This is a genomic window from Pseudoalteromonas shioyasakiensis (assembly GCF_024518675.1).
GTDB classification, from domain to species: Bacteria; Pseudomonadota; Gammaproteobacteria; order Enterobacterales; family Alteromonadaceae; genus Pseudoalteromonas; species Pseudoalteromonas shioyasakiensis_B.
In genome coordinates this window covers 209,198-224,520 of record NZ_JANIGL010000006.1, presented here as the reverse complement: position 1 = coordinate 224,520, position 15,323 = coordinate 209,198, and the positions used below count along the sequence as shown (strand labels likewise).

Genomic DNA, 15,323 nt, shown 5'->3' with positions numbered 1-15,323 from the left:
AGCTTGGCTTTATATGTAAGCAAGCTGGCGCCTGTTGTATCAACTTATCAGAGTGGAAGAAACAATCTCTATGGATCCAACTCCTCAGTCACAATTAAAACTTCTGATTCAAAAAGGTAAAGAGCAAGGTTATTTAACTTTTGCAGAAGTTAATGATCACCTTCCACAAGATATTATCGATTCAGATCAAGTAGAAGATATCATTAGCATGATCAATGATATGGGTATCAAGGTTAGCGAAAACGCACCTGATGCCGATGAATTGATGATGCAAGAAACCACGACAGATGAAGACGCAGCAGAAGCCGCAGCCGCTGCGCTTGCTACTGTAGATAAAGAAATCGGCCGTACTACGGATCCGGTTCGTATGTACATGCGTGAAATGGGCACAGTTGAACTACTGACCCGTGAAGGCGAAATTGTCATCGCGAAGCGCATCGAAGAAGGCATCAACCAAGTACAGATCTCAGTTGCTGAATACCCTGAAGCAATTACTTACTTGCTTGAGCAATGGGACAAATTTGAAGCAGAAGAAATGCGCTTAAGCGACATTATTTCTGGTTTCTTTGATCCTAACGAAGATGAAACGCAAATTTCTGCAACCCACATTGGTTCTGAGTTAAGCGAAAAAGAGCTTGATGAAGAAGATGAAGACGATGCAGATAGCGACGATGATGATGACGAAGAAGAAGTAGATACAGGCCCAGATCCAGAAGAAGCCCGTGTACACTTTGAAAACCTTCGTGATCTTTATAACAAAGCGCGCGAAACTTTTGATAAAAAAGGCCGCTCGCACCCTGATTCTAAAGCCGCTATTTTTGAAATCGGTGAGTTATTCAGAACATTTAAATTAGTACCTAAGCAGTTTGATCGCATGGTTAATAACATGCGTGAAATGATGGACCGAGTGCGTGTGCAAGAACGTCTTATCATGAAGCAAGCGGTACAATTTGCTAAGTTACCAAAGAAAACCTTTGTTAAGCACTTTGCAAATAATGAAACAGATGCAGCATGGCTCGACTTAGAAATTGCAGCTAACGAAAAGCACTCAGCGAAACTCGAAGAAGTGAAGCCAGAGATCATTCGTTGTATTAACAAACTATGTGTAATTGAAGAAAGCACAGGTTTAAGCATTGAGCGTATTAAAGACATCAACCGTCGTATGAGTATTGGTGAAGCAAAAGCCCGCCGTGCGAAAAAAGAAATGGTTGAAGCAAACTTACGTCTTGTAATCTCAATTGCGAAAAAATACACCAACCGTGGCTTACAATTCTTGGATTTAATCCAAGAAGGTAACATTGGTCTGATGAAAGCAGTTGATAAGTTTGAATATCGCCGTGGTTATAAGTTCTCAACTTATGCTACGTGGTGGATCCGTCAAGCAATTACTCGTTCAATTGCTGACCAAGCGCGTACAATCCGTATTCCGGTACATATGATTGAAACGATCAATAAATTGAATCGCATTTCACGTCAAATGCTACAAGAAATGGGTCGTGAGCCAAATCCAGAAGAATTAGCAGAACGCATGATGATGCCTGAGGATAAAATCCGTAAGGTACTTAAGATTGCCAAAGAGCCAATTTCGATGGAAACACCAATCGGTGATGACGAAGATTCGCATTTAGGTGACTTTATCGAAGATACCACCATTGATTCGCCAATTGACTCGGCAACAATGGAATCTCTTCGTGGTGCTACCAACGATGTTCTTGCTGGCCTAACAGCCCGTGAAGCTAAAGTATTACGTATGCGTTTTGGTATCGATATGAATACCGACCATACTCTAGAAGAAGTGGGTAAACAGTTTGACGTAACACGTGAACGTATTCGTCAAATCGAAGCGAAGGCATTGCGTAAATTACGTCACCCATCGCGCTCTGACTTATTGAAAAGCTTCTTAGACGCTAAGTAATTAGCAAAAAAACATGTAATAACCTAAAAGGCCGCTGTAGCGGCCTTTTTTCTATTTCAAGGAAATAATCATGGCTTGGATCCAAATCCGTATCAATGCTAACGCAGCAACCGCTGATGCAGTCAGTGACTTATTAATGGAAGCTGGCAGCGCATCAGTTACATTTATTGATGCTAAAGATACGCCTATCTATGAGCCTAAAATTGGCACCGTCGAGTTTTGGGCTGATACCACCGTAATTGGTTTATTCGAAGCTAATCACGATATGAACGCGGTTATTGAGCTATTAAAACGTCATGACGAGATAAGAGACTCGTTGGTTTATAAAGTAGAACAACTAGAAGATAAAGACTGGGAACGTGAATGGATGGATAACTTCCACCCTATCCAATTTGGTGAAAAGTTGTGGATTTGCCCAAGCTGGCGCGATATTCCAGATCCAGATGCCGTAAATGTACTCCTTGATCCGGGCCTTGCCTTTGGTACTGGCACTCATGCCACTACCGCATTGTGTTTAAAATGGCTAGAAAGCCAAGACTTAACCGGTAAAACCGTTGTCGACTTTGGTTGTGGCTCAGGCATTTTAGGCATTGCAGCAATCAAATTGGGGGCTGAGCGTATGATAGGCATCGATATCGACCCTCAAGCACTTGAGGCAAGCCTTGATAACGCACAGCGCAATGGCGTTGCCGATAAGCTTGAAGTCTACTTACCAGAAAATCAGCCTGAATTTACAGCTGATATTGTGGTTGCCAATATTTTAGCCGCGCCATTACGTGAACTACACAGTGTGATTTTAGGGCTGTTAAAACCAGGCGGTAAAATTGCCATGTCAGGTATTTTAGAAGAACAAGCACAGTCAGTTGCTGATGTTTATGCACCATTTATTGCACTTGATGAAATTGCTGTAGAAGGTGAATGGACACGAGTCAGTGGCGAAAAGCACGCTAATTAATCCAGTTTACTGTTTTAAGTATTAGCTCTAAACACGTTTGTAAAGCCTGTAATTAACAGGCTTTACCTATTATTCACACATTTATTTACTGTGCAAATTTTAGCTTTAAATTTGTTTTGTATAAATATCAAACAAATCAACCCGCCTGTCAAACTGTTATCAAAAGTCAATACGAAAAAGGCAAAAAAAAGTTACTTTTGTTCAATTTATAGCCTTTGATTTTTAGGAAAAACACCGTAAACTTAGCGCCCCTTGAAAAGAGGCCTATTGAATACAGTGCGTATCGGTTCATACCAACTTGAGAACAATGTAATTGTCGCGCCAATGGCAGGCATTACAGACAGACCATTTAGACAGCTTTGCCGACGCTTAGGTGCGGGGCTTGCCGTGTCTGAAATGCTATCGTCAAATCCAAAGGTTTGGAAAACCGAAAAATCGATGAACCGTATGGATCACAGCGGTGAGTCAGGAATACGCGCGGTGCAGATCGCAGGAGCTGATCCTGAGCTGATGGCTCAGGCCGCACAATTCAATGTCAGTAATGGTGCACAAATCATAGATATAAATATGGGGTGCCCAGCTAAGAAAGTGAACAAGAAACTCGCAGGCTCAGCGTTATTGCAGTTTCCTGAGTTAGTCGAAGAGATTATTGATGCAGTAGTTAATGCTGTTGATGTACCTGTGACACTAAAAATCCGAACTGGATGGGATCAGGACAACCGTAACGGTGTAGAGATTGCGAGAATAGCTGAACGTTATGGCATTGCTTCATTAGCCGTACATGGGCGTACACGCGCATGTATGTATAAAGGTGAAGCAGAGTACGCCACAATTAGGGATATTAAACGTTCAGTGTCGATACCTGTTGTTGCCAATGGTGATATTACATCACCTGAAAAAGCAAAGCAGGTTTTGGACTATACGGGTGCAGATGCCATCATGATTGGTCGAGCCGCCCAAGGTCGCCCTTGGATATTTAGGGAGATAGACCACTTTTTGCGAACCGGAGAACATTTACCTACACCTCCAATTGAGGAAGTACGTGGTATTTTGATGGAACACTTAGTGAACCTTCATGCGTTTTACGGGGAACCAATGGGAGCGCGCATTGCTCGCAAACATGTATCTTGGTATTTGCAAACCCATGACAGTGACGGTCAGTTTAGGCGAGTATTTAATGCTCTCGATAATCCACAGGCACAAATCGAGACATTAGAGCAATACTTTAAAACACTAGCAGCTAACTAAGAAAGAAAGAGATATAAACAATGTTCGAACAAAACGTGACTTCTCCATTTATCACTAACCCTCATGTTCAGTCACACGAGAAACCGCAGCCATTACGCGATGCAGTGAAAAAAGCTGTTCATCACTATTTAAAACAGCTTAACGGTCAAGATGTACAAGACGTTTATGACCTTGTTCTTTCTGAGCTAGAAGCACCATTACTTGAAGAAGTAATGACTTACACTCGTGGTAACCAAACACGTGCGGCAATCTTACTAGGTATCAACCGTGGTACTTTACGTAAGAAACTAAAGAAATACGGCATGAACTAATACTGCGCAGTGAAAACTTTCACTGCCATGTTAAAAAAGCACCTTCGGGTGCTTTTTTTATATCTTTAAAAATCCTCACCCTTTAATTATCGTTTTTTAAGCGATATTCAGTTAAAATAGCGCCTTTCTAAGCTAGCTCAAACACTGAGGTAATCAAACTACAATGGATACACATCGTCCAATTCGTCGCGCACTACTAAGTGTGTCAGATAAAACAGGTATCGTTGAATTTGCTCGTGCACTTGAATCACAAGGTGTCGAACTTTTATCAACTGGCGGTACTTGTAAATTACTTGCTGATAACGGCATTAAAGTCACTGAAGTATCTGACCACACAGGTCACCCTGAGATCATGGATGGTCGCGTAAAAACTCTTCATCCAAAAATTCATGGCGGCATCTTAGCGCGTCGTGGCCAAGATGAAGACGTAATGGCTGAGAATAACATCTCTGCTATCGATATTGTTGTAGTTAACTTATACCCCTTTGCGAATACCGTCGCTCAAGAAAACTGCAGCCTTGAAGATGCCATTGAAAACATTGATATCGGTGGCCCAACTATGGTTCGTGCCGCAGCTAAGAACCACAAACACGTGACTATCATAGTAAATGCAAAAGATTACGATCGCGTGATCAGCGAAATGCAAAGCAATGATGGCTCAACAACGTATAAAACACGTTTTGATCTTGCCATTGCCGCTTACGAACACACCGCACAGTATGATGGCATGATTGCTAACTACTTCGGTAAAATGGTTGCTGACTACACTGAAGAAGCGGCAGAGGAAACAAAGTTCCCACGTACCATCAATATGCAGTTCACGAAAAAGCAAGATATGCGCTATGGTGAAAACTCACACCAAGATGCGGCTTTTTATGTTGAAAACGACGTACAAGAAGCCTCTGTAGCAACAGCCGTACAACTTCAAGGTAAAGCCTTATCGTTTAACAACATTGCAGACACTGACGCGGCCCTTGAATGTGTTAAAGAATTTGACGTGCCAGCCTGTGTTATCGTAAAACACGCTAACCCTTGTGGCGTATCAATCGGTGAAAACATTCTTGAAGCCTATGATCGCGCATTCAAAACAGACCCTACATCTGCGTTTGGTGGCATCATCGCGTTTAACCAAGAACTTGATGCCGACACTGCAGAAGCGATTGTTGCACGTCAATTTGTTGAAGTAATCATCGCACCTAAAGTATCTGATGCAGCTGCTCAAATTGTTTCGGCTAAACAAAATGTACGTTTGCTTGAGTGTGGTGAGTTCTCTGCTAAAGGCACAGGCCACGACATCAAACGCGTTAATGGCGGTGTGTTAATTCAAGACCGTGATTTAGGTATGGTTACTCAAGGCGACTTAAAAGTTGTCTCTAAGCGAAAGCCTACTGAGCAAGAGTTGAAAGATTTATTATTCTGCTGGAAAGTCGCTAAATTTGTTAAATCAAACGCCATTGTATATGCCCGTAATGGTATGACAATTGGTGTTGGTGCTGGCCAAATGAGCCGTGTTTACTCAGCTAAAATCGCCGGTATTAAAGCAGCCGATGAAAACCTTGAAGTGAAAGGTTCAGTAATGGCATCAGATGCATTCTTCCCATTCCGTGATGGTATCGATGCAGCTGCAGAGGCCGGCATTACTGCTGTAATTCAACCAGGTGGTTCGATGCGCGATGAAGAAGTTATCGCTGCAGCTGACGAAGCTGGCATGGCAATGGTGTTTACTGGCATGCGTCACTTCCGCCACTAATCACACAAAGAGCTAGCTGTATAAGTTAGCTCTTTTTGTTTGCACCAAATTCACGTATTCTGCTTATTCTATAACCTCTTTGAAAATTATAATGTGAAGGAACAGACGATGAAATTTGCACTAAAAACATTACTGGTTGCTACTTTAGCTGTCACTGCAACTGCCGCCGTTGCTCATAATCACGGCCATGATTCAGCATTAACCCATGCAGTTAAAGCGACAGAACGTAACACTGAACGCGATCAATACCGTCATCCAGTACAAACCCTAGAGTTTTTTGGTTTTAAGCCAACAATGACCGTGGTTGAAATTGCCCCTGGTGGTGGTTGGTACAGTGAAATTTTAGCGCCAGCACTAAAAGAGCAAGGCACGTACTATGCCGCGCACTTCCCTGCTGATTCATCTGTTGGCTATTATCAACGTTCACTTGCTGGCTTTAAAAAGAAAGTCGCTGAAGATGAACGTTTCAGTAAGGTAAAAATTACTGAGTTTGCACCTTCTACACATTTAGACATTGCACCCGCTGGTAGCGCTGATTTAGTTTTAACTTTCCGTAATGTACACAACTGGTATATGAGTAAAGATAAAGACGCAGCCGCAAACGCTTTTAAGTCTTTCTACAAAGCACTTAAGCCAGGTGGCACATTAGGTGTGGTTGAGCACCGCTTACCTGAAGAGCGTAATGATGAAATGCAAAAATCATCGGGTTATATGAAACAAAGTGTCGTTATCGCACTTGCCAAACAAGCAGGTTTTGAACTTGAAGCAAGCAGTGACATAAATGCAAACTCTCTTGATACAGCCGATCACCCTAAGGGTGTATGGACACTACCACCTAGCCTTAGACTTGGCGAACAAGACGCTACTAAGTATAAAGCCATTGGTGAAAGTGACCGTATGACGCTGAAATTTAAAAAACCGCTTTAAATAGGATATTCGCCATGAATGTATTAGTCATTGGCAGCGGCGGCCGCGAACACGCACTAGCGTTTAAAGCCGCTCAAAATACAAAAGTAAACACTGTTTATGTTGCTCCAGGTAATGCGGGCACAGCCCTTGAGCCAAAACTTGAGAACGTAGCAATTAACGTTGAAGACCTTGATGGGCTTCTTAGCTTTGCACAACAAAATAATGTTGAGCTGACCATTGTTGGTCCAGAAGTGCCGCTAGTATTAGGTGTTGTTGATAAGTTTCGTGAACACGGCTTAGCTATTTTTGGTCCAACCGCCGGTGCAGCCCAGCTTGAAGGGTCTAAATCGTTCACTAAAGACTTTTTAGCACGTCATGCTATCCCAACTGCTGATTACCAAACGTTTGAACAAATCGACCCTGCGCTTGCCTATTTAAAAGAGAAAGGCGCACCGATTGTTATAAAAGCTGATGGTTTAGCGGCCGGTAAAGGCGTGATTGTAGCCATGAACGAGCACGAGGCTGAAGAGGCTATTCGCGATATGCTTGCGGGTAATGCCTTTGGTGAAGCTGGCAGCCGTGTTGTGATTGAAGAGTTTTTAGAAGGTGAAGAAGCGTCATTTATCGTGATGGTTGATGGAAAAAATGTACTCCCATTTGCTACCAGCCAAGATCACAAACGTGCTTACAATGGCGATAAAGGTCCAAACACTGGCGGTATGGGTGCATACTCACCAGCTCCGGTGGTGACTGACGAAATCCACCAGCGCATCATGAATGAAGTGATCTACCCAACAGTAGAAGGTATGGCAAGCGAAGGTCATCCATACACAGGCTTCTTGTATGCTGGCCTGATGATCGACAGCGATGGTACACCTAAAGTTATCGAGTATAACTGCCGTTTTGGCGACCCAGAAACACAACCTATGATGCTACGTTTACAATCAGATTTAGTAGAGCTGATTGAAGCTGCAAATCGCGAAGAGCTAGATAAAACCACCATTGAGTTTGATTCACGCGCAGCAGTAGGTGTGGTTTTAGCTGCTAAAGGCTACCCTGATAGCTATCCGAAAGGCGATACAATCAACGGCCTTAAAATCAGTTACGCTGAAGGCGAAAAAGTGTTTCACGCAGGTACCAAGCAAGACGGCGATAACGTAGTAACCGCAGGTGGCCGTGTCTTATGTGCCACGGCTCTTGGTAATACAGTGACTGAAGCACAGCAACGTGCTTATGAGCTTGTAGACGAAATCAGCTGGCAAGGTATGGAATATCGTACTGATATAGCTTATCGTGCTATTGCTCGTGAAAAATAATTAATTGGTATAACCAGTTAATATTTAATAAAAAGCGCAGTTTATCTGCGCTTTTTAATGCTACACTCATTTCTAGGTACTAAAAAAGAACGTTAAAAATTGAAAAAAAATTACCTTCGTTATCACTTTATCGCTATTGCTATCTTATTTTTCGTGTTCTTTGTGATTGCCAATTTTTCCAATCATTTAGCCACACCAACAAAATATACGATAGATAAAACAACCCCTATTTATTTGTCTCATCGCTACTTGGTGGATGATTCTAAAAAGCTACAAATCGACCAGTTCAGCAACAATATCGACCGCTTTATTGAACAGCCCTTTTCCGAGATAGACTGGAATTTCGCACCTCGTAATTATTGGTTACTCATCGAACTAGATAACCGTAGCCAGCAAGCAGAAAAAATAGTCGCTCATTTTGATAACCCTATGGTAGATCATTTGTCGGTCTATCATTTGAGTAACGATAATACGATTTTAACAGCCAAAAAGCTTGGCGATTTAGAGCCTGATCTCACCCTATTTCAATACAGTGTACCGCATATTCGGTTAACCATTGCAGCACAGAGCAAACAGAAACTGCTATTGAAAATAGATACCACGGGTATCAGCAAAACTCCTGTTAATCTATATGGCGAGGCTGAATTTCAAGATCTCACTCGCTCACAAGCTGCTATTTGGGGCATATTTGTTGGCGTATTGATCATGGCCGCGCTATACAACTTAGTGCTGTTTTTTGGCATTAAAGACCGGGTTTATTTAATTTATATAGGCTATATCATCAGTGCCATCATTTTAATGGGCTGTGTACTGGGTTTTGGCTTTTACCTTTGGCCGCTGCAATGGCAATTATTTTTTCAAAAACATGTTGTGATGAGCAATTACGCTATTGCGTTATTTACACTCGCATTTTGCACCATGTTTTTACGCTACCATAAAGAAAAATGTTGGCGGTATAAAGTTAGTAAATACTTAATGAGCTTAATGTTTGTGCTGGGTATCAGCTGCTTGTTTGTGCCTGAAAATATTGCTGCGCCAATATTCTTTTGCGTCTTATCACTGTTGTATATCGTCTGTATTATCATGATTTATAACAAGCTGCGCAGTGGATTTCGCTGGGCTAAGTTTTATGTTATTTCATGGGTACCACTCATTATAGGTGCGGCGATTCAGCCATTAGAGTTAACAGGAGTGCTGCCCTATAACTTTATATTTCGTCATGCATTTCTAATTGCCATATTATGCGAGGTGGTGCTCATGGCCATGGCCTTGGCTGATAGAGTGCGCTATCAAAGAGAGCGAGCGCTTTATCATGCTACTCACACCCAGCAAACCAAACTTCTTAATAGTGCAATGTTAAAGCAAGCTTATATGGCACTTGAGCAACAGCAAAGACAAAACACTCTGTGCTTGATTAAGATCCGCTACTTTCATTCGCTTGATACCTTACTATCGCCAAGTAAAAGTATTGATTTATTAGTCAATGTTGCTCACGCACTTGAACTGCAATTAGTCGGTGAGCGCCAATTTACTTATTTAGACTCCACATTAGACACAAGCTCAAAACTTGCTGATTTAGGCACTGGTGTATTTGCCTGTATTTCAACTAAAAGCCAAACTGCTGAAGAGTTATCGCAATGCTTAACTAAAGTTATTAAAGGTTTACCTAAGCATTACCAACTTGAAGGCTTAAATTTACAGCTAGAATATGCCGTAGGTATTAGCTTTCCAGACGCTATTGATAACTTTGAAGCAAGCCTACAGCGTGGGTACGTCACCTTAAAAGAAGCGAAAGATACCGCTAGCCGTATCAGTAACTCACAACAGCAAACAGATCAGATCATGGATATTGATCTCGCAGCAAAGCTGCAAAATGCAATCAATACTGATCAACTGGCTTTGTACCATCAACCACAATTAGACTTAGCCACTAATCGAGTAATAGGCAGTGAGGTTTTATTGCGCTGGCCCATAGAGCAATATCAACAGATTAACATAGAGCAGCTAATCCAGTTAGCTGAACGTACAGGGCTCATTAACGAGCTCACTTTATGGGTATTAGATAAAGCATGCCAGGATATTGCAGCACTCAATAAGTTAGGCTACAGCGAACATTGCGTGAGTGTAAACTTAAGTGCTAAAAACATTAGTATTGCGCAGCTGGCTGAAAAAGTTGAGAACGTGTTGCTCAAACATAATGTACCTGCCAAACAACTTAAATTTGAGTTAACTGAAACAGCACTGATAAATAACCAACACCAAATGCAAGCATTGATAACGCAATTGCATAAATTGGGGGTGGTTGTCGTCCTGGATGATTTTGGTACAGGCTACGCCTCACTCACTTATTTACTGCATTACACTTTTGCCAGTATAAAAATAGACCGCTCCTTTATTAGCAACCTTGAAGAAAACGCTAGCAATAAAGTGGTGGTAAAAACTGCTATTGATATGGCCCATAATTTAGGTATAACCGTTACAGCTGAGGGCGTGGAAGATAAGCATACTCATGACTTATTAAATGCAATGGGAGCTAATTTCAGTCAAGGGTATTACTACGCTAAACCCCTGCCCTTTGGCAGTTTCACTGATTGGTTAAGTAAAAAGGCATAATCGGCCATGGTAAAATTGCCACAAACATAGCAATTACTGATAAAATCCCCTTTTTAAACATCTTTAGGGGCGTAAAGATGCAAGGCACAATTAAGAAGTTAAAATCTTCTCTAACCCAACCAATTCAATACCATTTACCTGTGGGCGATGAATTAGTTGATCTAAATGCATACATTGGCAAACAACTCACATTAACCTTCAGCGGTACTATTTTATGTTCTAACTGTGGCAAGAAGACTAAAAAGAGCTATTCACAAGGCCATTGTTTTGTTTGTATGCGTAAACTCGCTAGCTGCGATATGTGCATTATGAAACCTGAAACCTGCCATTATGATCAAGGCACCTGCCGTGAGCCGCAATGGGGCGAAGAAAACTGTATGATCCCGCATTATGTTTATCTTGCAAATACGTCCGGTCTTAAAGTGGGTATCACCCGTCACACGCAAATTCCAACTCGCTGGATTGATCAAGGTGCGACCCAAGCGTTACCTATTTTTAAAGTACAAACTCGCTTACAGTCAGGGTTAGTTGAAGTTGCACTGGCACAGTTTATTGCTGATAAAACTAACTGGCGGAATATGCTGAAAGGTCAAAGCGAAACCCTTGATCTTAAAGCGGCTGCCGCAGAGCTTATTCCTCAAATAGCTGATAAACTAAATGAACTTGCAGAGTTATTTGGTGCTACAGCCATTGAGCACTTAGATGAAGAAGTGGTCGACCTTGAGTTTCCTGTCAGCCAATACCCCACAAAAATCAGCTCATTTAACTTTGATAAAGAGCCGGTAGTCAGTGGTATTTTACAAGGTATAAAAGGTCAGTATTTAATTTTTGATAACGGCGTTATCAACATTCGTAAATTTACTTCTTATGAAGTAACGGTTGCATAAGTTCGACTCAAAATATACAAAAAGATACAAACAATTATCCAAGCTTGACTAAGTAATTGTTTGTTTCTATCACAGTAAGGAGGCTATATGGAACGCACATACCCTATCATCATTATCTACAATGGAGAGTTAGACTTGATTGAGCAGGCTTGCGATATTGATAGCGCACTATACGGTTTTAACCAACAGCAAAAAGATGAGATTATCATGCTAGATAAGGTACATGGTTACCAAACCTTAAGTGGCGTGCAAACCCCACCGCTTAATGCAAAAGAGCTCGCCTACCTGGTAAAAGACTACCTAGCCAAAGAGGGCCAATGCTGCTTGGGGAAAATTGATTCGCTTACCCCAGCTCAAGCATTTACATTATTAGCTATCGACTAAGGCTTTTACATGAGCGATGGCACTTCTACCAAGCGCAGACAGCGCATAACCACCTTCAAGGTATGAGATGATCCCCTTGCAACCTAACTGTTTACTAAGTGTCGCTAATTGCTCTGTAAGCCAAGCATAATCATCTTCCACAAACTTTAAGCTTGCCATATCATCTTCTAGGTGTGCATCAAAACCTGCACTAATAAAAATAAGTTCAGGCTGAAACACACTGAGTTTAGGTAACCACTGCTGCTCATATAAGGCTTTTAAATCTGAACCATCACTGGCAATCGGCAACGGTGAATTAACCAGTGTGGCGTTATTCTCAACCGCAGTATTAGGGTAGAAAGGGTATTGAAATAACGAACAAAACAATACCGAATCGTCATCAATAAAAATATCTTGAGTGCCATTACCGTGGTGAACATCAAAGTCAACAATGGCAATACGCTTCACCCCTTTGCTTTGTGCATACTTTACCGCAATGGCTAAATTGTTATAAACACAAAAACCAGCAGATGTCGCGCGTGTTGCATGATGCCCAGGCGGTCTGACCGAGCAAAATGCGGCATCAAGGTTATCTGCTAATATTTCATCAACGGCAAGTAGGCCTGCACCTACTGCACGCTCAACAGCCTTTTGCGAATCAGGGCATAACCATGTATCACCATCTAGTGATACAAGCCCTTCAAGGGGTAAAGTACGCTCAACGTGATTAACTAAGGCTTCGTCATGCGCTAATAAATAATGTTCACGCTGCGCTTTAGGTGCCTGCTTTTGTTGGACTGCAATATCAAGCCCACTGGCCAATAACCGATCGGCAATCGCATCCAAACGCTCTGGGCACTCAGGGTGATCATCAATCATTTTATGTTTACGGCAATGTGGGTGAGAAATAATCGCGGTACGCATACCAAGCTCCAACTAAGTTAATCGAGCCATAATAACAAAGCCACCAAATGGTAGCTCTGCGACTTTGGTTTACTTTGCTTTTAAATTAAGGTTTCTAAAATCAAAGCTAAAGTCTGTCACCGCGGTTGATACTGCTCGCATTTTAGCACTTTGCACACGGTTATTAGGCGTCATACTAAACTCGATATACGCATCTGCTTCGAGTAGTTTCTCATCCCACTTCACAATAAAAGTATTGCCAGTATAGTGCTCAAGCTGGCCTTTTAAACGTTTAGTATGAGTAAGATCAATACGTAACTTGCCGTCTAACTCTTCCACTACCACATCACCATACCAATCATCATGCAAAGTACCGGTGTAACTAATGTTTGGTAGTTGTGGTTGGTAATCTGCCGGCGCTTCAGGTTTGGCATTAGCGTAAGCTTTTTGTTTTCCTTCAAAATGTTTTTTCGCTAAATCCTCAACCCAGTCTTTATCTTCAAGCTCAAAAGCATCTTCTAACACTTCATAGGTAATCGCAGAAAGTGCACTGAATGCTTGCTGGTTACTCAAGATAACGATGCCTAGGTTTTTCTCTGGCACTAAGGTAACTTGCGACACCATACCTAAAATACCACCGCCATGACCAAGCTTTTTAACCCCATGAAAGTCTTCAATACTCCAGCCTAAACCGTAACCTCTAAACTGTTGACGATATACCTCATAGGCTTTTTCTGACGCCAATGAGGTAATATGTGGGTGCCACATTTGCGCTTGCTGCTTTTCACTAAAGAGCTGCTCACCATTTGGCATTTTGCCACCAGCAAGTTGTGTACGAAGCCATTGACTCATATCACTAACGCTAGATGCAATCGCCCCTGCCCCGCGAAAATCTTCTAGGTAATTAACAAAGAATGGATTCAGCTTGCCATCCATTGGAATATGCCCTGTTGCCCAATTTTTATTACTGCTTGGAATACGAGAAAAACCAGCACGGGAGTTATTCATTTTTAACGGTTGAAGAATATTTTCTTCGATGTAGTCATTCCAGCTCATCCCAGATACACGGGCAACCACTTCACCTGCGGTGACAAACATTAAGTTGTTATAAGCGTATTTACTACGAAAACTGCTAGCAGGTTTGAGGTATTTTAAGCCTGCAAGAATCTCTTCAACCGATTTATCGGTATCAGGCCAGATCATTAAATCACCTTGGCCAAGCCCTAGACCACTGCGATGACTGAGTAGATCTCGAATGGTCATTTCACGAGTGACATACGGGTCGTATAAGCGAAATTCCGGTAAGTGATCAATGACCTTATCGTCCCAGCTGATTTTTTCTTCATCAACCAATTTAGCTAATGCCGCAGCGGTGAATGCTTTACTATTTGAAGCGATACCAAATAAGGTATCTTTATTAACTTTGTTGCCGGTATCTATATGACTGACACCAAAGCCTTTGACAAACACCACTTTGTCATTTTCGACAACCGCGACTGCCATACCCGGTACATCAAAACGTGCCATTGAATTTTCAATTACTTGATTGAGCTGCTTAGTGTCTATCTCAGCATGGCTATTAAATGCAAAGCCAGTTAATAATGAGGCAGCAATGGCGAGTTTAGTTAATTTCATAACGTTCCTTGGCGTTTTATTATTGTTGATGTACGGCAAACTCTACGGCAGCTCGTACTTTATCGCTATCTGGGCGGGTTGGCCGAGATTTAATATTCTCACTGTACTCATTTGGCAAGCCCGCTTCAAGCGCTCCGCGATGAACGTGCTCTATGTACCAGTCATAGGGGAGGATTGTCTCATCTGTCGTATTAGCTATATAACAATGTGCTGCTATTTTTTCGCCATCAAGTAATGTCACTTCAATGTCGACACAATCGTAACGTGGCCCTTCAATGCTATCGAGCACTTCTTTTTCCGCAGGAGTTAATTGATAAACAACACCATACACTTGCGCCCCAGGCTCAGCACTTTCTTTAACACTGCACTTACCTGAGCCATCAAGACTTACCATATCAAAAGTAAGCTCATAGCCGATTAACCGAGCCGTACCAACACGTTTAACTTCAGGCAGGCGGGCCAATAATCGGTTTGACGACATATTTGAGCCAAACGAAAAATTATAAAGTGCCATGTTT

At 42.0% G+C, this 15,323-nt stretch carries 13 protein-coding genes; 10 read left to right on the top strand and 3 right to left on the bottom strand.

The genetic code is table 11. The features are described from left to right. Positions 1-70: 70 nt before the first annotated feature. From rpoD to NQT69_RS16220, 10 genes are all read left to right on the top strand, one after another. Positions 71-1,915, top strand: a complete 1,845-nt coding sequence (gene rpoD, locus NQT69_RS16265) for an RNA polymerase sigma factor RpoD (protein ID WP_256828724.1) — start codon at positions 71-73, stop codon at positions 1,913-1,915. A 70-nt stretch (positions 1,916-1,985) separates the two neighbouring features. After that, complete coding sequence (gene prmA / locus NQT69_RS16260) at positions 1,986-2,870, top strand: 50S ribosomal protein L11 methyltransferase (protein WP_256828723.1); 885 nt, start codon at positions 1,986-1,988, stop codon at positions 2,868-2,870. Positions 2,871-3,146: 276 nt separating this feature from the next. Further along, entirely contained in the window at positions 3,147-4,118 is a 972-nt protein-coding gene (dusB, locus tag NQT69_RS16255) for a tRNA dihydrouridine synthase DusB (RefSeq protein WP_256828760.1), read from the top strand. A gap of 20 nt (positions 4,119-4,138) precedes the next feature. Further along, a complete protein-coding gene (gene fis, locus NQT69_RS16250) occupies positions 4,139-4,429 on the top strand; it encodes a DNA-binding transcriptional regulator Fis (protein ID WP_002957804.1) in 291 nt (96 codons plus the stop codon). A 163-nt stretch (positions 4,430-4,592) separates the two neighbouring features. Next, on the top strand, positions 4,593-6,179 hold the full coding sequence (purH, locus tag NQT69_RS16245) for a bifunctional phosphoribosylaminoimidazolecarboxamide formyltransferase/IMP cyclohydrolase (RefSeq protein ID WP_256828722.1): 1,587 nt from the start codon (positions 4,593-4,595) through the stop codon (positions 6,177-6,179). Positions 6,180-6,287: 108 nt separating this feature from the next. Beyond that, positions 6,288-7,106, top strand: a complete 819-nt coding sequence (locus NQT69_RS16240; protein WP_256828721.1) for a class I SAM-dependent methyltransferase — start codon at positions 6,288-6,290, stop codon at positions 7,104-7,106. Between the two features lie 14 nt (positions 7,107-7,120). Then, positions 7,121-8,404, top strand: coding sequence for a phosphoribosylamine--glycine ligase (gene purD / locus NQT69_RS16235; protein WP_256828720.1), 1,284 nt, complete (start codon positions 7,121-7,123; stop codon positions 8,402-8,404). A 99-nt stretch (positions 8,405-8,503) separates the two neighbouring features. After that, complete coding sequence (locus tag NQT69_RS16230; protein ID WP_256828719.1) at positions 8,504-11,017, top strand: EAL domain-containing protein; 2,514 nt, start codon at positions 8,504-8,506, stop codon at positions 11,015-11,017. 77 nt (positions 11,018-11,094) lie between these two features. Beyond that, the gene (locus tag NQT69_RS16225) at positions 11,095-11,904 is read left to right on the top strand and encodes a DUF2797 domain-containing protein (RefSeq protein ID WP_256828718.1); all 810 of its coding nucleotides are present in this window, start codon (positions 11,095-11,097) and stop codon (positions 11,902-11,904) included. An 87-nt stretch (positions 11,905-11,991) separates the two neighbouring features. After that, the gene (locus NQT69_RS16220; RefSeq protein ID WP_256828717.1) at positions 11,992-12,288 is read left to right on the top strand and encodes a DUF4144 domain-containing protein; all 297 of its coding nucleotides are present in this window, start codon (positions 11,992-11,994) and stop codon (positions 12,286-12,288) included. On the opposite strand, the gene NQT69_RS16215 is transcribed toward NQT69_RS16220, so the two are convergent. The 3 genes from NQT69_RS16215 to NQT69_RS16205 all read right to left on the bottom strand — a co-directional run bounded on the left by NQT69_RS16215 (position 12,274) and on the right by NQT69_RS16205 (position 15,319). Beyond that, complete coding sequence (locus tag NQT69_RS16215) at positions 12,274-13,191, bottom strand: histone deacetylase family protein (protein WP_256828716.1); 918 nt, start codon at positions 13,189-13,191, stop codon at positions 12,274-12,276. The genes NQT69_RS16220 and NQT69_RS16215 overlap by 15 nt on opposite strands. A 69-nt stretch (positions 13,192-13,260) precedes the next feature. Then, positions 13,261-14,805 carry a serine hydrolase gene (locus tag NQT69_RS16210; RefSeq protein ID WP_256828715.1) on the bottom strand — a complete coding sequence of 515 codons (1,545 nt, stop codon included), beginning with the start codon at positions 14,803-14,805 and terminating at the stop codon, positions 13,261-13,263. A gap of 19 nt (positions 14,806-14,824) precedes the next feature. After that, on the bottom strand, positions 14,825-15,319 hold the full coding sequence (locus NQT69_RS16205) for a gamma-glutamylcyclotransferase family protein (protein WP_256828714.1): 495 nt from the start codon (positions 15,317-15,319) through the stop codon (positions 14,825-14,827). Positions 15,320-15,323 lie beyond the last annotated feature (4 nt).

What these genes read in the sequence shown, in the direction of transcription:
- rpoD (WP_256828724.1), top strand. Translation starts at nt 71, where the DNA reads ATGGATCCAACTCCTCAGTCACAATTAAAACTTCTGATTCAAAAAGGT.
- prmA (WP_256828723.1), top strand. Translation starts at nt 1,986, where the DNA reads ATGGCTTGGATCCAAATCCGTATCAATGCTAACGCAGCAACCGCTGAT.
- fis (WP_002957804.1), top strand. Translation starts at nt 4,139, where the DNA reads ATGTTCGAACAAAACGTGACTTCTCCATTTATCACTAACCCTCATGTT.
- purH (WP_256828722.1), top strand. Translation starts at nt 4,593, where the DNA reads ATGGATACACATCGTCCAATTCGTCGCGCACTACTAAGTGTGTCAGAT.
- NQT69_RS16240 (WP_256828721.1), top strand. Translation starts at nt 6,288, where the DNA reads ATGAAATTTGCACTAAAAACATTACTGGTTGCTACTTTAGCTGTCACT.
- purD (WP_256828720.1), top strand. Translation starts at nt 7,121, where the DNA reads ATGAATGTATTAGTCATTGGCAGCGGCGGCCGCGAACACGCACTAGCG.
- NQT69_RS16225 (WP_256828718.1), top strand. Translation starts at nt 11,095, where the DNA reads ATGCAAGGCACAATTAAGAAGTTAAAATCTTCTCTAACCCAACCAATT.
- NQT69_RS16220 (WP_256828717.1), top strand. Translation starts at nt 11,992, where the DNA reads ATGGAACGCACATACCCTATCATCATTATCTACAATGGAGAGTTAGAC.
- NQT69_RS16215 (WP_256828716.1), bottom strand. Translation starts at nt 13,191, where the DNA reads ATGCGTACCGCGATTATTTCTCACCCACATTGCCGTAAACATAAAATG.
- NQT69_RS16210 (WP_256828715.1), bottom strand. Translation starts at nt 14,805, where the DNA reads ATGAAATTAACTAAACTCGCCATTGCTGCCTCATTATTAACTGGCTTT.
- NQT69_RS16205 (WP_256828714.1), bottom strand. Translation starts at nt 15,319, where the DNA reads ATGGCACTTTATAATTTTTCGTTTGGCTCAAATATGTCGTCAAACCGA.